The 16,937-nt window shown below is 71.2% G+C and carries 15 protein-coding genes; 8 read left to right on the forward strand and 7 right to left on the reverse strand.

Annotation, left to right across the window (positions count from 1 at the left end; all coding sequences use genetic code 11):
- The first annotated feature begins 13 nt into the window (after nt 1–13).
- Together AB0M80_RS21705 and AB0M80_RS21710 are read left to right on the forward strand one after the other, a co-directional pair.
- Entirely contained in the window at nt 14–3,136 is a 3,123-nt protein-coding gene (locus AB0M80_RS21705; RefSeq protein WP_364567542.1) for a GH92 family glycosyl hydrolase, read from the forward strand.
- A complete protein-coding gene (locus tag AB0M80_RS21710) occupies nt 3,133–5,217 on the forward strand; it encodes an FUSC family protein (protein ID WP_364567546.1) in 2,085 nt (694 codons plus the stop codon). The genes AB0M80_RS21705 and AB0M80_RS21710 overlap by 4 nt, the downstream gene beginning before the upstream one ends.
- 65 nt (nt 5,218–5,282) lie before the next feature.
- Here AB0M80_RS21710 and AB0M80_RS21715 read toward each other — a convergent pair whose 3' ends face one another.
- Together AB0M80_RS21715 and AB0M80_RS21720 are read right to left on the reverse strand one after the other, a co-directional pair.
- Nucleotides 5,283–5,912, reverse strand: coding sequence for a DUF4360 domain-containing protein (locus AB0M80_RS21715; RefSeq protein WP_364567549.1), 630 nt, complete (start codon nt 5,910–5,912; stop codon nt 5,283–5,285).
- 339 nt (nt 5,913–6,251) lie between these two features.
- Nucleotides 6,252–6,656, reverse strand: a complete 405-nt coding sequence (locus tag AB0M80_RS21720) for a nuclear transport factor 2 family protein (RefSeq protein ID WP_364567552.1) — start codon at nt 6,654–6,656, stop codon at nt 6,252–6,254.
- 94 nt (nt 6,657–6,750) lie between these two features.
- Between AB0M80_RS21720 and AB0M80_RS21725 the strand changes: the two genes are divergently transcribed.
- The 3 genes from AB0M80_RS21725 (at nt 6,751) to AB0M80_RS21735 (ending at nt 9,058) form a co-directional block, all read left to right on the forward strand.
- A complete protein-coding gene (locus tag AB0M80_RS21725; RefSeq protein WP_364567555.1) occupies nt 6,751–7,182 on the forward strand; it encodes a MarR family winged helix-turn-helix transcriptional regulator in 432 nt (143 codons plus the stop codon).
- 165 nt (nt 7,183–7,347) lie between these two features.
- A complete protein-coding gene (locus tag AB0M80_RS21730) occupies nt 7,348–8,334 on the forward strand; it encodes a malate dehydrogenase (RefSeq protein WP_364567558.1) in 987 nt (328 codons plus the stop codon).
- 127 nt (nt 8,335–8,461) lie between these two features.
- Nucleotides 8,462–9,058 carry an ATP-dependent Clp protease proteolytic subunit gene (locus tag AB0M80_RS21735; protein ID WP_364567561.1) on the forward strand — a complete coding sequence of 199 codons (597 nt, stop codon included), beginning with the start codon at nt 8,462–8,464 and terminating at the stop codon, nt 9,056–9,058.
- A gap of 70 nt (nt 9,059–9,128) precedes the next feature.
- Here the strand turns inward: AB0M80_RS21735 and AB0M80_RS21740 are convergent, their stop codons facing one another.
- The 4 genes from AB0M80_RS21740 to AB0M80_RS21755 form a co-directional block, all read right to left on the reverse strand.
- Nucleotides 9,129–11,198 carry a M3 family metallopeptidase gene (locus AB0M80_RS21740; RefSeq protein ID WP_364567564.1) on the reverse strand — a complete coding sequence of 690 codons (2,070 nt, stop codon included), beginning with the start codon at nt 11,196–11,198 and terminating at the stop codon, nt 9,129–9,131.
- 92 nt (nt 11,199–11,290) lie between these two features.
- Nucleotides 11,291–12,007, reverse strand: a complete 717-nt coding sequence (locus AB0M80_RS21745) for a histidine phosphatase family protein (protein ID WP_364567567.1) — start codon at nt 12,005–12,007, stop codon at nt 11,291–11,293.
- Nucleotides 12,008–12,067: 60 nt separating this feature from the next.
- Nucleotides 12,068–12,910, reverse strand: coding sequence for an undecaprenyl-diphosphate phosphatase (locus AB0M80_RS21750; RefSeq protein ID WP_364567570.1), 843 nt, complete (start codon nt 12,908–12,910; stop codon nt 12,068–12,070).
- Between the two features lies 1 nt (nt 12,911).
- Nucleotides 12,912–13,949 (reverse strand): LLM class F420-dependent oxidoreductase, encoded by a 1,038-nt coding sequence (locus tag AB0M80_RS21755; protein ID WP_364567573.1) that lies wholly within the window; start codon nt 13,947–13,949, stop codon nt 12,912–12,914.
- Between the two features lie 86 nt (nt 13,950–14,035).
- Here AB0M80_RS21755 and AB0M80_RS21760 point away from each other — a divergent pair, with 86 nt between their 5' ends.
- From AB0M80_RS21760 to AB0M80_RS21770, 3 genes are all read left to right on the forward strand, one after another.
- Nucleotides 14,036–15,004, forward strand: coding sequence for an aldo/keto reductase (locus AB0M80_RS21760; RefSeq protein WP_364567576.1), 969 nt, complete (start codon nt 14,036–14,038; stop codon nt 15,002–15,004).
- A gap of 98 nt (nt 15,005–15,102) precedes the next feature.
- Nucleotides 15,103–16,116 carry a hypothetical protein gene (locus AB0M80_RS21765; RefSeq protein WP_364567579.1) on the forward strand — a complete coding sequence of 338 codons (1,014 nt, stop codon included), beginning with the start codon at nt 15,103–15,105 and terminating at the stop codon, nt 16,114–16,116.
- Nucleotides 16,113–16,337: a DUF5703 family protein gene (locus AB0M80_RS21770; RefSeq protein WP_364567582.1), complete on the forward strand. Its 225-nt coding sequence runs from the start codon at nt 16,113–16,115 to the stop codon at nt 16,335–16,337. The genes AB0M80_RS21765 and AB0M80_RS21770 overlap by 4 nt, the downstream gene beginning before the upstream one ends.
- Here AB0M80_RS21770 and AB0M80_RS21775 read toward each other — a convergent pair.
- A complete protein-coding gene (locus AB0M80_RS21775) occupies nt 16,326–16,895 on the reverse strand; it encodes a GNAT family N-acetyltransferase (protein ID WP_364567585.1) in 570 nt (189 codons plus the stop codon). The genes AB0M80_RS21770 and AB0M80_RS21775 overlap by 12 nt on opposite strands.
- Between the last annotated feature and the right edge of the window lie 42 nt (nt 16,896–16,937).

Below are 16,937 nucleotides of genomic sequence, written 5' to 3' on the forward strand. Positions count from 1 at the left end.
TTACGGTGGGCGCATGTCCGACGCCGTGTTCTTCTCTTCCTTCGAAACCGGTGACCCGCAGCCGGTGGACCCCGGCCTGCACGTCGGCAGCGGCCCGGACCGCTCTCCCACGGCCAAGACCGGCGTCGGCTTCACCGGCACGCACGCCCTGCGCTACACCGCCCGGCCCCGCGCCGTCCTGTTCGAACTCGACGCACCCGTGACCGGGCGCACCGAGCTGTCCTATGTGGTCTTCCCGGTGGCCGACGGCGACATCCCCGCCTACCACGCCACCCGCGTCAGCCTCGACATCGAGTTCGCCGACGGCACCTCCGCCGGGTTCGCCCCGGAAGACGACAAGACGCTGTGGGTGGACCAGTGGAACCTCGTCCGCCGCCCGCTGGGCGCCTTCGCCGGGCGCCGGATCAGCCGGATCGTGCTGCGCACCGACGCGCCCGGAGAGATCACCGGCTGGCTGGACGACGTCCGGATCGCCGAACGCCCCGAGCCGCCGCGCGACGCGATCGACTGCGTCCGCACGACCCGCGGCACGCACTCCAGTAGCGACTTCTCCCGGGGCAACAACATCCCGGCCACCGCCGTGCCGCACGGGTTCAACTTCTGGACCCCGGTCACCGACGCCGGTGTGACCAACTGGCTCTACTCCTACCACCGCCACAACGACGACCGGAACCGTCCCGCGCTGCAGGCGTTCGCGCTGTCCCACCAGCCCAGCCCGTGGATGGGCGACCGGCACACCTTCCACGTCATGCCCGGCACCGGCCCGGTCGAGCCCGACCGCCGCAAGCGCGCCCTGGCCTTCTCCCACGCCGACGAAACCGACTCGCCGCACCACTACGGCGTCCGGTTCGCCAACGGGATGACCGCCGACCTCGCGCCCACGTCGCACGCGGCGATCATGCGGTTCACCTTCCCCGACAAGCACGGCTGGCTGCTGTTCGACAACGTCCGCAACCGCGGCCGCGTCCGCCTGAACCCCGACACCGGCGTGATCACCGGGTACACCCGGGTCCGCAGCCGGCTGTCGGCCGGGGCGCGCCGGATGTTCGTCTACGCGGTGACCGACGCCCCGGCCACCCGCGGCGCCAAGGTCCGCTTCCCGCCGTGGCGGCGGGTCTCGGGCTACTTCGAGTTCGACGGTCCTGAGGTCACGCTGCGGATCGCGACGTCGCTGATCAGCCTCGCCCAGGCCAAGCGCAACCTGGAGCTGGAGATCCCGGCCGGGACGACGTTCGAGCAGGTGCGGGCGCAGGCACGCGGGCTGTGGCAGGAGGAGCTCGGCCGCGTCGAGGTCGAAGGCGCCACCGAAGACCAGCGCACGACGCTGTACTCGAACCTCTACCGGCTGTTCCTGTACCCGAACGTGGCGCACGAGAACACGCCGGACGGCATCCGCCACGCCAGCCCGGTCACGCGCCGGTGGTGGCCGAGCACCGGGCGGCGCACCGGCGCGAAAGTCGTCGACGGCGAGCTGTACGTCAACAACGGCTTCTGGGACACCTACCGCACCACCTGGCCCGCCTACGCGCTGCTCACCCCGCAACGCTGCGGCCGGATGATCGACGGCTTCGTCCAGCAGTACCGCGAAGGCGGCTGGATCTCCCGCTGGTCCTCACCCGGCTACGCGGACCTGATGACCGGCACCAGCTCGGACGTCGCCTTCGCCGACGCCTACCTCAAGGGCGTCCGCGAGTTCGACGTCGAGGCCGCCTTCGACGCCGGGCTGAAGAACGCCACCGTCACCCCGCCGCGCCGCGCGGTCGGCCGCAAGGGCCTCGAAGAGTCGATCTTCCTCCACTACACCCCGGTATCGGTCCACGAAGGACTGTCCTGGGCACTGGAAGGCTGCCTCAACGACTTCGGCCTGGCCAACCTCTCCGAAGCCCTCTCCCGCGAAAGCGACGGGCCACGAGCCCGGATGTACGCCGACTACGCCGCCTACTTCCGCGAGCGCGCGAAGCACTACGTCCACCACTTCGACCCGAAGATCGGCTTCTTCCAGGGCCGCCACCGCGACGGCCGCCGCAAGTTCGCGCCCGAGGGCTACGACCCCGCCGCCTGGGGCGGCGACTTCGTCGAGACCAACGCCTGGAACACCGCCTTCACCGCACCCCACGACGGCCCCGGCCTCGCCGCCCTCCACGGCGGCACCGCCGGCCTCGAAGCCAAGCTCGACACCTTCTTCGCCACCCCGGAAACCGGCCGCCGCCCCGGCGCGTACGGCGGCCTGATCCACGAGATGACCGAGGCCCGCGACGTCCGCATGGGCCAGTACGGCCACTCCAACCAGCCGTCCCACCACATCCCCTACGTCTACCACCTCGCCGGCGCACCCGCGAAGACGCAAGCCGTCGTGCGGGAGGTGCTGCGGCGGCTCTACCTCGGCAGCGAAATCGGCCAGGGCTACCCCGGCGACGAGGACAACGGCGAGATGTCCGCCTGGTACGTCTTCAGCGCCCTCGGTTTCTACCCGCTGGCCGTCGGCAGCCCGCACTACGCCATCGGCTCACCGCTGTTCGAAAAGGCGACCGTGCACCTGGGCGGCGGCAGAAAACTGGTCGTCCACGCCCCCGGCAACACCGGCGACACCGTCTACGTCCGCGGGCTCACCGTCGACGGCGAACCGCACGAGAGCACCTCGATCGCCCACGCCACCCTCGCCCGCGGCGCCGAACTCGTCTTCGACCTGACGACCGAACCCACCGGCTGGGGCGCCCCGCCGCCCCCCGCCGAGCACCCGCACCCGGTCACCGACCTGACCGGCACCGCGACCAGCTCGGACGGCACCGGCGTCGGCGCGCTGTTCGACGACACCACCCGCACCCAGGTGACCTTCCGCAGCGCCACCCCGGCCATCGAGTTCACCGTCACCGGCGAACCCCGCGAAGTCACGATGTACACCCTGACCTCCGGCGCCCGCCGTGGCGACGCGAGCGCGTGGGTGCTGGAAGGGTCCGACGACGGCGTCGCATGGACCACCCTCGACGAACGCGACGGCGAGCTGTTCCGCTGGCGCCGCCAGACCCGCCCGTTCGTCCTCGCCACCCCGGCCGCGCACGCCCGCTACCGGTTGCGGATCACCGCCACCCGTGGCCGCCGCGCCACCCTCGCCCAGTGGGAGCTGCTCGCCCGATGAACCACTTCCGCACCGCCGCCCTCGACCGGCTCGCGGCGGCCGACCCCGGCCTGGTCCGGCTGCGCCTGGCCGGCTCCGCCGTGCTCGGCATCGTCCTCGCCGTGGCCGCACTGCTGCCCGCGCACGTCCCGCTCACCGTCATGCTCGTCGGCGCCATCGCCGCGATGATGACCGCGTTCACCGTCAACGACCCCACCCCGGGCGGCCAGGCCGTCACCCTCGTCCTGGCCTTCCTCACCGGGGCCGCGTCGATCACCGTCGCCAGCCTCGGCTCGGCCCTGGCGCCGCTCGACAGCATCGTGTTCGTCCTGCTGATCTTCGTCGCCGTCTACGCCCAGCGCTTCGGCGCCCGCGGCACCGCACTCGGCTCGATCGCCTTCTTCCTGTTCTTCTTCCCGATGTTCCTGCAGGCGCACGTCAAGCAGGTGCCGCAGCTGCTGATGGCCCTCGGCGTCGGGGTCCTCGCCAACGCCGTCGTCCGGTTCGTCCTGTTGCGACACAACGCCGAAGCCGAGTTCCTCCGCGTGCGCCGCGCCTTCCGCGCCCGCCTCGGTGCCGTCGTCCGCGCCACCGAGGCTTACCTCGCCGTGAACGGCAGCGAGCGCACCCGCAAGCAGCTGCGCTCGGCCATCAGCCGGCTCCACGAGTGCGTCCTGCTCATCGAGGACGCCGCCCCCGACGTCGTCGACGCCCGCGCCGCCGACCGGCTCCGCCGCCGCGCCATCGAAGTCGAGCTCGCCGTCGGCTGGCTGGCCAGCACCGTCCAGCGCACCTGCTCCGAAGAGCTCACCGTCGAGGTCCGCGACGACCTCATCGCCCGGCTCGCCCGCTTCCGCGCCCTCATGGAACGCGACCCGCGCGAGCTGCCGCTGATCAGCGAGACCGGCGAATACAGCCGCATGCTCGTCGAAGGCAGCCGCATCGACTCCCACGCCGCTCCCGGCGACGGCGTCCGCAGGGCACTGGCCGAACTGGCACTGGCCGACGACCGCGCCCAGCGCGCCGCCGCGCCGGAGTCCACGCCGGACCCGCTCGAGCCCGACGACGCCGAGCCGACGCCGAAGTTCGCCTACGACAACCGGACCCGCAGCGCGATCCAGGCCGTCGTCGGCGGCGGCCTTGCCGTGCTCGGCGGCGAACTCGTCTCCCACCAGCGCTGGTACTGGGCCGTCCTCACGGTGTTCGTCGTGTTCATCGGCGCCTCCAGCGCCGGCGCCACCTTCGTCAAGGGCGTCCGCCGCCTCGGCGGCACCCTGATCGGCATCGTCGGCGGTGTCCTGCTCGCCCTGCTGGTCGGCGGCAACACCCCGGCCACGCTCGGCCTCATCCTCGTGTGCGTGTTCGGAATGGTCTACACCGCCCGGATCTCCCAGGTGGTGATGGCCTTCTTCGTCACCAGCATGCTCGGCCTGCTCTACAGCCTGCTCGGCACGTTCAGCCTCGAGGTGCTCTGGATCCGGGTCGCCGAAACCGCCGTCGGCGCCGCCGCCGGCATCCTCGCCGCGGTCGTCATCGTCCCGGTCCGCACCCGCTCGGTCATGCTCGACGACATCGGCGAGGTGCTCGACGACCTCGAAGAGTTCCTCGAACACACCCGCGGCCTCCTCGCCGGCGAGGAGAACGTCAACATCATCGAACTCTCCCGCGACCTCGACCGCGGCGTCGAACAGGTCCGCACCACCATCGAACCGCTGACCCACCCGGTGAACCTCCGCAGCGCCCGCCGCGACTACGGCTGGCACGTGCTCACCACGCTGGAAACCATCGCCTTCCGGGCCCGCCACGTCGCCGCCCGCGCCCAGCCGGGCCAGCTCATCGGCGCCGACGCCGACCGGCTCCGCCGGTTCACCGGGCGGCTGCTGGCCAACATCGACGTGCTCCGCAAAGCACTGGACGCCCCGGGTGGCCCCACACCCGGCACGCTCGTGCGCGACGACGGCACCCCCGTCTCCGACCGCGTCGACGCGGCCGAGACCCGCGCTGTCCTCTCCAGCCTCAGCCACCTCGACGAGGCCCTCGTCTCCCTCGGCCGCGTCTTCGGCGTCGAGGCCACCGATCCCCGGGCCCCGGCGAAGCCGTGACCGGCCGGGGCGGCGCAGCCATCCCGCCGCGCCGCCCCTCTCCACCTCCGGTCACCCGGAGCCGATCACGGACAGGTCAGCCACGCGAAGTGGTACGTCGTGGTGATGCTGCCGTCGGTCGAGTCCATCGTGACGTAGCTCGTCGTCTTCTTCGGATCCGACGTCCCGGCCGCGGCCCGCAATTCCGTGTTGATGTTCAGGTTGCGTTCCTCACCGCACGGCTTGAACGCGATCGCGCCCACCTCCGTCGAATCGGTGTAATGCCAGTCGTCCTCGAAAGGCCCCGTCAGCGGGTGCTGAATGTAGGCCGTCGGCGAATTGCCCTGGAAATAGTAGTTCGCTCTCTCCAGGCCCGTGGAACCCTTTTCCAAGTGCGCGAATCCACGGTAGTCCGCCTGCGCGATTCCGTAGGTGAACCCCTGTGGTACGTGCACCCGCAGGCCGATCTGGCAGTTCTTCCGGGCGTCCAGCGGCCCGGCACCGACCCCGACCAACGCCGTATAAGCGCTGTAGGTCACGGTGAACGCCGTGTTGTCCTGCGAAACAGCGACCGCGGACGTGCCGAGCGGGCAGCCGCTGCCGATGGCGTTCACGACGTCGATGACGATTTTGTCGGGTGGCGGAGGAGTGTTCCACGCATGCGGGGTGACCACAGAGGACAGCGCCATTACGGCAGCAACGACCGCAGACAGCATCGGAATCCTTCCCAATACACGCGAATTGGGGACGGGGGCGTCGACCATGGTAGCGAAAGGATCATGGAAGCAAACCCCGCTGAACGGAGCAACGCCGCGTAGCCGTCCCACCACGCGACATTGCTCATGTTTCGACAATTTTCGACCGCCCACATTCCGGCGAACGCGGAAAAAGGGGGAGGGAAAACGATTTCGCGCCACCGGTACCCCGGCCACCGGCAACGATCACCCCCGCGACGTCCGGCCGCGGAACCGTCTTCCTCCCGGCCGCCCGGTGCAGGAAGGGTCGACACGCGTGTTCCGGGGTCTACCCCCTCGTCAGCAGCTCCAGCTCGACGCTCATCGCCGCGGCCCCCCGGAAGCGAACGGCGGCAGGCCGCCGATCGGGCTCAGGTGGATGCCGGCCAGCCGCCAGCGGTCGTCCTCGCGGACCAGCACGTGCGTGGCGCGGAACCGGCCGTTCACCGGGTCCCCCCGGTGCGTCGCGATCTGCTCGTGCAGCCCGATCGCGATCGCGGCGCCACCGAAGTCGCGCACCTCGACCTCGGCCCAGTCCAGCTTCTCGGTGACCAGCCCGCCGTCGCCGTAGCGCGCCAGCCACTGCTCGCGGTCCAGCACGAACCCCAGTGGTCCGACCAGGCGGAACCCGTCGGTGGCCAGGCCGGCCAACACCTCGGTGTCGCCGCGTTCCTCCGCCGCGGCCCACACCCGGCCGAACTCACGGACCTGCTCTTCGGTGCTCATCGCCTTCCCCTTCCGTTCGATGCCTCAACGTTAGAAGTCTAACCATTAGATGTCAAACGCTTAGGGCTCTCAGCAACTGCGGTAGGGTCCGACCGTGCCACCACCCACCACCGCCCCCATCGGCGTCGTCCTCGCCCGCACCGCCAAAACCGCCGGCCGCGCCTTCGACCAGGCCCTCGCCGCCGCCGGCGGCTCCCAGCCCATCTGGCAGATCCTCATCTCCCTCAAAACCACATCCACCGCCAACCAGCGCGAACTCGCCGACACCGTCGGCATCCAAGGCGCCACCCTCACCCACCACCTCAACGGCATGGAAACCGCCGGACTCGTCACCCGCCGCCGCGACCCCGCCAACCGCCGCGTCCACCTCGTCGAACTCACCGACGACGGCGAAAAGCTCTTCCACCGCCTCGCCACCGCCGCCATCGCCCACGACCAGCGCATGCGCCGAGGCTTCTCCGACACCGAGATCGCCCAGCTCGCCGACCTGCTCACCCGCCTCGCCCACAACGTCACCGACACCTGAAAGCGAGCTGTGACAACCGGGGCTTGGCCCCGGGCCGGGGGCTTCGCCACCCGGACCCCCCAAAAGCGATCCTCACAACAGTGACTGGACGCACCCGACCGGCGACGCCCAGGAGGGATAGGCTCCACTGCACTAGCCAAAGTCGTCTCAAGCTGGAGAACCGCAATGACCCAAGCCCCTGTCAACGTGACCGTCACCGGCGCCGCCGGCCAGATCGGCTACGCGCTGCTGTTCCGCATCGCGTCCGGTCAGCTCCTCGGCCAGGACGTCCCGGTGAAACTGCGGCTCCTCGAGATCCCGCAGGCGGTCAAGGCGGCCGAGGGCACCGCAATGGAGCTCGAAGACGGCGCATTCCCGCTCCTGGCCGGCACCGACATCTTCGACGACCCCAAGCAGGCCTTCGAAGGCACCAACATCGCCCTCCTCGTCGGCGCCCGCCCCCGCAGCAAGGGCATGGAGCGCGGCGACCTCCTCGAAGCCAACGGCGGCATCTTCAAGCCCCAGGGCGAAGCCATCAACGCCGGCGCCGCCGACGACATCAAGGTCCTCGTCGTCGGCAACCCCGCCAACACCAACGCCCTCATCGCCCGCTCGCACGCCCCCGACGTACCGGCCGAGCGCTTCACCGCGATGACCCGCCTCGACCACAACCGCGCCCTCGCCCAGCTCGCCAAGAAGCTCGGCGTCCCGGTGACCGAGCTCAAGAAGGTCGCCATCTGGGGCAACCACTCCGCCACCCAGTACCCCTCGGTCCAGCACGCCGAATTCGGCGGCAAGAGCATCGCCGACGCCGTCGACCAGGCCTGGCTCGAGAACGACTTCATCCCCACCGTCGCCAAGCGCGGCGCGGCGATCATCGAAGCCCGCGGCCTCTCCTCCGCCGCCTCGGCCGCCTCCGCCGCCATCGACCACGTCCACACCTGGGTCAACGGCACCCCGGCCGGCGACTGGACCTCCGCCGCGGTCGCCTCCGACGGCTCCTACGGCGTCCCCGAGGGCCTCATCTCGTCCTTCCCGGTCACCGCGAAGAACGGCAAGTACGAGATCGTCCAGGGCCTGGAGATCGACGACTTCTCCCGCGCCCGCATCGACGCCTCCGTCGCGGAGCTCGTCGAGGAGCGCGACACCGTGCAGAAGCTCGGCCTCATCTGACACCCGACGCACCGGAAGGGGCCGCCGTCCACTGCGGACGGCGGCCCCTTTTCGCGCCCGGCGAACACCACACGCTCACAGCGAAACCGGCCCCGGAAACCTGATCTTGCGCCCTACCGTCAGGCCCATGACCCTTCTCGCCGTACCCGACATGCAGACACCCACCCAGTCACCCGACGACACGGTCTACCACCAGCTCCTGCGCGACCGCATCGTCTTCCTCGGCACCGAGGTCAACGACGAAGTGGCCAACCGGATCGTCGCCCAGATGCTCCTGCTCGCCGCCGAAGACCCGGCGAAGGACATCACCTTCTACATCAACTCACCCGGCGGCTCGGTCACCGCGGGCATGGCCATCTACGACACCATGCAGCTCGTCCAGCCCGACGTCGCCACGTACGGCCTCGGGTTCGTCGCCTCCATGGGCCAGTTCCTGCTCTCCTCCGGCACCCCCGGGAAGCGCTACCTCCTGCCCAACACGCGGATCGTCATGCACCAGCCGTCGGCCGGAATCGGCGGCGCCGCCACCGACATCGCCATCCAAGCCGAGGTGTTCGGCAAGATGAAGCGCCGCATCGCGGAGATCACGGCGAGGCAGACCGGCCAGACCGTCGAGCGGATCACCGCCGACGCCGACCGCGACCGCTGGTTCGACGCCGACGAAGCCCTCTCCTACGGTTTCGTCGACCACATCGTCGCGGGCGCGCGAGCCGAGACGGCCTGACCTGCTTCTCTGCTTTGTTTTTGTGTTACGGCGGGGCTTGTTTTAAAAACCAGCCCCGCCGTATAGGTCGTTATACAGTTGAAGATCGGACTCCGCCGAGGCCGCGGCGGGCCAGGAGGGGTTCGATCTCGGGGTCGCGGCCGCGGAAGGCGCGGAAGGCGTCCATGGGGTCGATGCTTCCGCCCCGGCCCAGCAGGGTGCGGCGGAAGTGGTCGCCGTTTTCGCGGGTGAGGCCGCCGTTCTCGCGGAACCACTGGACGGTGTCGGCGTCGAGGACTTCGCTCCAGATGTAGGAGTAGTACCCGGCGCTGTAGCCGCCGCTGAAGATGTGGGCGAAGTACGTCGTGCGGTAGCGGGGCGGGATCGCGTCGACGGCCACGCCGGCCTTCACGAGCGCCTCCGCCTCGAACGGCTGCACCTCCCCCACCCGGTCGTCGACGCCGAGGCCGTGCCAGGCCTGGTCGAGCAGGGACGCCGCGAGGTATTCCGTGGTGGAGAACCCTTCGCCGTACTGCTGGGCGGCGAGCAGCTTCTCGACCTGCTCCTGCGGCAGGGCCTCCCCCGTCTCGTGGTGCTTCGCGTAGTGGGCCAGGACTTCCGGCCACAGCATCCACATTTCGTTGACCTGCGAGGGGTATTCGACGAAGTCGCGGGGCACGTTGGTGCCGGAGAACGTCGGGTAGCGGCCCGACGAAACGAGCGCGTGGAGGGCGTGGCCGAACTCGTGGAAGGCGGTGACGACCTCGTCGAAGGTGAGCAGGGTCGGCTCCCCCGCCGGCGGCTTGTTCACGTTGAGCACGTTGACCACGACCGTTTTGCGGCCGAGCAGCTCGGACTGGTCGACGAAGGTGTTCATCCAGGCGCCGCCGCGCTTGGCGTCGCGGGTGTACAGGTCGAGCAGGTACAGGCCCAGCGGGGTGCCGTCGGCGTCGAAGACCTCGAAGGTCCGGACCTCCGGGTGGTACTTCGGCAGGTCGTCGCGCTCGGTGAACGTCAGGCCGTACAGCTTCGTCGCGGCGAAGAAGACACCGTCGAGGTACACGCGGTCGGCCTCGAAGTACGGGCGCAGTGCCTCGGTGTCGACGTCGAAGCGCTCGCGGCGGACCTGGGCGGCGTAGAACGGCCAGTCCGAGGGTCGCAGCTTCGCTCCCGGCACGTCCGCTTCCAGCAGCTGCTGCAGCTCCGCGGCTTCGGCGCGGGCGTTCGCGACCGCGGCGGGTGCCAGCCGCTCCAGCAGCCCGGCGGCCGCTTCGGCCGTCTTCGCCGTCTCGTCCGCGATGACGTACGCGGCGTGGTTCGGGTAGCCGAGCAGGGCGGCCCGTTCCGCGCGCAGGCGCACGATCTCGGCGACCACGGCGTTGTTGTCGCAGGCGTTGCCGCGGTTGCCCCGCGCCATCGACGCGGCGTGGATGCGCTCACGGACGTCGCGGTTCCGCAGCGTCTCCAGCGGCGACGCCTGGCTGGTCGGCAGGCTCAGCGTGAGCACGTACTTGCCGTCCTCGCCCCGGGCCGACGCCGCTTCGGCCGCGGTGGCGATCGCGCCTTCGCCGAAGCCGTCCAGCTCGGCGCGGTCGGCGAGCACGACGGCCAGGTCGTTGGTGTCCTTGAGCAGGTTCTGCTGGAACCGGGTCTGCAGGGTGGACAGCTGCTCGTTGAGCTCGCGCAGGCGGCCCTGTTCGGCCTCGCCGAGGCCGGCACCGGCCCGGCTGAAGTCGGTGTGCCGCCGTTCCAGCAGCCGCAGGGACTCTTCGTCCAGGCCGAGCTCCCCGCGCCGCGCGTGGAGGGCGTCGATCCGGGCGAACAGCTGCGGGTCCAGGTGGACCGCGTCGTGGTGGGCGGCCAGCTTCGGCGCGAACTCGGCCTGGATGGCCTGGATCTCGTCGGTGCTGCTGGAGCCGGCCAGGTTGTAGAACACGCTCGCGACGCGGCTCAGCAGCTCACCGGCGCGCTCGAGGGCCACGATCGTGTTCTCGAACGTCGGCTCGGCGTCCTGCGCCGCGATCTGCTCGATCTCCGCCGCGTGTTCGGCCAGCCCGGCCTCGAACGCGGGCCGGTAGTGCTCGTCGGAGATCCGGTCGAAGGGCGGCAGGGCGTAGGGCAGCTCGCTGGGTGCGGCGAACGGATTGTCCGGCGAAATCATCGGGCAGGCTCCTGGTCGGGGAAAACACTCGGTCCCGCCACCCTACGGGGTTCCCCGGCGCGGACGTCAGCGCTTTCCGGAGGTGGCCAGGATCACCGGCCGGTGGTACCGCCCACCACCGCGTCGCTGCTCACAGCGTCTTTACCGGCCTTCTTGCCCCGCTTCGGCTTCGGTTCCGGCGGCACGATGCCGCGCAGGTCGCCGCTGTTGTCGTTGACCCGCATGACGAAGGGCCGCGTCTCGGTGTAGCGCACGACCGAGATGGACGCCGGGTCGACCACGATCCGCTGGAAGGCGTCGAGGTGCTGGCCGAGCGCGTCGGCCAGGATCGACTTGATGACGTCGCCGTGGCTGCACAGCAGCCAGACGGCGTGGTCGCCGTGCTCGGCGGCGATCCGCCGGTCGTGGGCGCGGACGGCGGCCACCGACCGCGCCTGCATCTGGGCGAGGCCCTCGCCGCCGGGGAACACCGCGGCCGAGGCGTGCGCCTGGACGACCCGCCAGAGCGGCTCCTTCGCCAGGTGCTTGAGCTCCTTGCCCGTCCAGTCGCCGTAGTCCACTTCGGACAACCCGGGCTCGACCACCTTGTCGAGCCCGCGCGCGGCGGCCAGCGGGCCGACGGTCTGCTTGCACCGCAGCATGGGCGAGACGACGAGCCCGGCCAGCGGCACGCCGTCGAGGCGCGCCACCAGCTTCTCCGCCTGGGCGCGGCCGGTGTCGTCGAGGTTGACCTTCGGGGCTCGCCCGGCCAGGACGCCGGAGCCGTTGGCCGTCGACTTGCCGTGCCGGAGCAGAATGACCGTACTCACGGGCCCCACCCTACGTGGGGACCGATCAAGCGGTCCCCACGCGGGGAGATCAGCGGGATCTCAGTGCCCGACGGGGCCGGCGTTCGGGTCCAGGGCGCCGGCGAAGATCAGCACGAACAGCAGCACGCCGAGAACCAGCCGGTACACCACGAACGGCACGAAACTGCGCTTCTTGATGTAGGCCATCAGCCAGGCGATCACGATGTAGCCGACGCCGAAGGCGACGAGCGTGGCCAGGATCGTCGGGCCCCACTGGGCCGGCACGTCACCCGAGCCGATGTCCTTGAGCTTGTACACACCCGACCCGAACACCGCCGGCAGCGCCAGCAGGAAGGAGTACTCCGCCGCCTCGGCGCGGGTGTAGCCGAGCAACAGGCCCGCGCTGGTGGTACCGCCGGAGCGCGACACCCCCGGGATCAGGGCCAGCGCCTGCGCGAAGCCGAACCCGAGGCCGTGCGGCACGGTCAGATCGTCCAGCGTGCGGTCCTGCTTCCCGATCCGGTCGGCGACCAGCAGGATCACGCCGAACACGATCAGCACGGTCGCGGTGATCCGCAGGTCGCGGAACGCGCTGTCGATCTGATCCTGCAGCAGCAGCCCGAGCACCACGATCGGCAGCGAACCGACGATGATCAGCCAGCCCAGCCGGGCGTCCGGGTCGCGGCGCCACTCCGGCTTGGACAGCGAAAAGAACCAGGCCCGCAGGATCTTCCCGATCTTCGGCCCGAAGTAGATGATCACCGCCAGCTCGGTGCCGATCTGGGTGACCGCGGTGAACGCCGCGCCCGGGTCGTCCCAGCCGGCCAGCGCCGCCACGATCCGCAGGTGCGCGCTCGAGGAGATCGGCAGGAACTCGGTCAGGCCCTGGACCAGGCCCAGCACCAGTGCTTCGAACCAGCCCACGTCAGGCCACCCCCGCCAGCTCGAGCGCCTCGACGGCGGTGCACAGCGCCTCGGCCGGCTCCGGCGTGTACGGCGACACTGACAGGGTCGTCACGCCGGCTTCGGCGTATTCCTTCATCTTCTCCGCGATCCGTTCCTTCGGACCCAGCAGCGACGTCGCGTCGAGGAACTCCGGCGGCACCGCCGCCATCGCCCCCACCCGGTCGCCGGCCAGGTACTTCTCCTGCACTTCGGCGGCCTCGGCCGCAAAACCCATCCGGCACGCCAGCCGGTTGTAGAAGTTCTTCTCCTTGCTCCCCATCCCGCCCAGGTAGAGGGCCGCGTAGCCGCGCACGGCGTCCGCGCAGGTCCGCCAGTCCGCACCGGGCACGAGCGGCACGGACGGGACGACGTCGAAGCCGTCCAGCGTGCGGCCGGCCCGCTCGGCACCGGCGCGGACGTGGGCCAGCTGCTCCCCCGCGTGCGCCGGCGAGAAGAACACCGGCAGCCAGCCGTCGGCGATCTCGCCGGCCAGCTCCAGGTTCTTCGGGCCGATCGCGGCCAGGTAGAGCGGGATGTGCTTGCGGGCGGGACGGACGGTCAGCCGCAGCGCCTTGCCGGGCCCGTCCGGCAGCGGCAGCGTGAAGTGCTCGCCCTCGAACTTCAGGCGCTCGCGGCGCAGGGCCGTGCGGACGATCTCGGCGTACTCACGGGTGCGGCCCACCGGCGAGGCGAAGCGCACGCCGTGCCAGCCCTCGGACACCTGCGGGCCGGACACGCCGAGGCCGAGCCGGAACCGGCCGCCGGACAGCGTGTCGAGGGTCGCGGCGGTCATCGCGGTCATCGCCGGGGTGCGCGCCGGGATCTGCAGCACGGCGGCACCGACGTCGATCCGCGAGGTCTGCGCCGCGATCCACGAGAGCACGGTGACCGCGTCCGAGCCGTAGGCCTCCGCGGCCCACACGACCGCGTAGCCGAGTTCGTCCGCTTGTTTCGCCAGGGCCAGGTTCGCGGGGTCGTTCCCCGCTCCCCAGTAGCCGAGATTCAGTCCGAGTCGCACGGGGCCCGACCCTAACGGGGGCCATGATCGCGACACGACTCACCTTGGTCTCCCCGGAACCGGGCCGCCCACTAGGCTCGGCGGTCGTGGAAAAGCGACTGCTCGGCCGCTCGGGACTGCGCGTCTCCCGGATGGCGCTCGGCACCATGACCTGGGGTGGCGACACGGACGCGGAGGAGGCGGCCAGCCAGCTGGTCGCCTTCGTCGACGCCGGCGGCACCCTGGTGGACACGGCCGACATCTACGGCGAGGGCGAGAGCGAGCGGGTGCTCGGGTCGCTGCTCGGCGACCTCGTGCCCCGCGACGACGTCGTCCTCGCGACGAAGGCGGTCGCCCGCCGCACCGACGGCCCGTTCGGCGGCGGCGCCTCCCGCGGCGCCCTGCTCACCGCCCTCGACGGCTCGCTCAAACGCCTCGGCACCGACCACATCGACCTCTGGCAGCTGCACGCCTGGGACGACTGCGTGCCCCTCGCCGAGACGCTCTCCGCCCTCGAGTACGCCGTGACCTGCGGGAAGGTCCGCTACGTCGGCGTCTCGAACTACGCCGGCTGGCAGCTGGCCACCGCCGCGGCGGGCGCCTCCGCCGTCGCTCCCCTCGTCTCCACCCAGGTCGAGTACTCGCTGCTGGAACGTGGGGTGGACCGCGAGGTCGTGCCCGCGGCCGCGCACCACGGCATCGGGCTGCTGCCGTGGGCACCGCTGGGCCGCGGCGTGCTGACCGGCAAGTACCGCACCGGGACGCCGGCCGACTCGCGCGGCGCGAACAGCGCCTACGCCGGGTACGTCGAGCACCACCGCAACGACCGGGCCGCCCGGATCGTGCAGGCCGTCGCGACCGCCGCCGACGGGCTGGGCACGTCGCCGCTGGCCGTCGCGCTGGCCTGGGTCCGCGACCGGCCGGGTGTGGTCGCCCCGGTCGTCGGCGCGCGCGACACCGGCCAGCTCACGGGTTCGCTGGCGGCGGAGGAGATCACCCTCCCGCCCGCCATCCGGTCCGCGCTCGACGACGTCAGCGCGATCGAGGTCGGCTACCCCGAACGCTGGCCGCGATGAGCACCAGGTGTCTGTTCGGTGACACGCACGTGACGGCACGGGGATCAAGGAGCATGCTGGTGAAGACCGCCCGCCGAGGGACACCTGGAGGCAGCAACGTGCGTCGGTTCGCCGCCGTGTCGTGGATCGTGCTCCCGCTCGCCGGTGTCCTGGTGCTCTCGGGCTGCTCGTCGGCCAAGTCGACCACCGACGACCTGCAGATCGTGGCGAACCCCGTCGCCGCGCGCCCGGCCGTCTCCCCCGCGGTGACCGTGCGGCCCGCCGGTCAGGTGCTCGGCTCCGGATCGGTGTCGGCCGTCGCCGTGGACGAGAAGACGGCCACCCTCGTCGTTGCGGTTTCGGAGCCGCCATCGCTGCGGCTGTACGACCTGAACGCGCTCGCGTCACCCCCGGTGAATATGCCGTTATACAGCAAGGCCGGGAAGCTGACCGTGACGCCGGGGCGGGTCGAGATCGCCGAGCCGGGCCGCGGTGTGGTCCAGCAGCTGACGTTGCCGGACCGGAAGCTGGCCGAGACGAAGACGGGCGGGCAGCCGGCGTCGAGCATCGCCTACGGGCCGGACCGGCTGGTGGCGATGGGGGCGGCGAAGGACATCCAGGTGCTGCCGGCCGCGGGTCCGGCGCGGACCATCGGCGGGCAGCTCTACAGCGCTGACGACGTCGTCGACACCGGGGACGGCGTGGTGGTGCTGGACCGGCTGCGGACGGCGGTGTTCTCGGTGGACGTCGCCGGCGGCAAGGTCGGCGAGGGTCTGCGTGCCGGGGACGGCGCCGCGAACGCGGTGGCCGATTCCTACGGGCGGGTGCTGGTGACCGACGCGCGGGCCGGCGCGCTGCTGGCGTTCTCGGCCGGTCCGCTGATCCTGCGCCAGCGGTACCCGGTGCCCGGCGGGGCGTACGGGATCGCCTACGACGCGACGCGGAGCCTGGCGTGGGTGACGCTGACCGCGCGCAACGAAGTGGCCGGGTTCGACGTCCGCGGCGGCGAGCCCGTGGAGAAGTACCGGTTCCCCACCGTGCGCCAGCCGGACTCGGTGGGGGTGGACGAGAAGAGCGGCCGGGTGATCGTCGGCTCGGCCGCCGGAGAAGGGACCCAGGTGATCCAGCCATGACAGCGGTCAGCGAGGCGGTGGTCGAAGGGGATTGGGAGTATCGCCGTCTGCACCTCCCCCCGGGCGTGTCCCGGCGTGCGGCGGCGATCCAGCTCTCCATCCACGCGGAGTTCGCGGGCTGGGAACTGCGCACCGTGCGGCTCTACGCCGACGGCACGCGCCGGGTCTGGCTGCGCCGCAAGAAGACGGCGCAGAGCCTCCCCGGCGGGCTACCGACCTAGCCGTTCCCGCCAGGCGGCCCGGGTGATCTCGTACTCGACCTCGCCCTGCTCGGTGCCGGGCAGGGGGTCGTCGTAGGTGCCGGCGGAGACGAACGCCCGGGCGAACGACAGCCCGGACGCGGTCATCGTCGCGCGCGACGGGGTGTTGACGGCCATGGTCTGGGCGAAGATGCGGTCGAGCCCGAGGTCGGCGAAGCCGTACCGGACGAGCTCCCGCGCTCCCTCGCTCGCGTATCCCTGCCGCCACCGGGCCCGCAGCAGCCGGTAGCCGAGTTCGGCCTCGCCGTCGACCTCCGGCTGGTCCGGGCCGTGGGGTGGGCGCAGGAGCCACCAGCCGACGAACCCGTCTTCGGCGAAGCCCGCCCACAACCCCAGCCCGTCCCGGGCCGCCGCGAGCCGCCGCCGGTGCGCGGCTTCGGTTTCCGCCCGGGTCATGGCGCGGCCGGTGAGGTACCGCATCACCTCGGGATCGGCGTCCAGCTCGACCTCGTGCTCGAGGTGTTCGTCGGCGAGTGGCACGAGCGTGAGCCGCTCGGTGCGCAGCGTGGGCCGGTCCATGAGCCGATCTTGGCAGCGCGGGCAAGCGGTTTTGCCGGTCCG

The organism is Amycolatopsis sp. NPDC051045 (assembly GCF_040682955.1).
In the GTDB taxonomy this organism is placed as follows: Bacteria; Actinomycetota; Actinomycetes; order Mycobacteriales; family Pseudonocardiaceae; genus Amycolatopsis.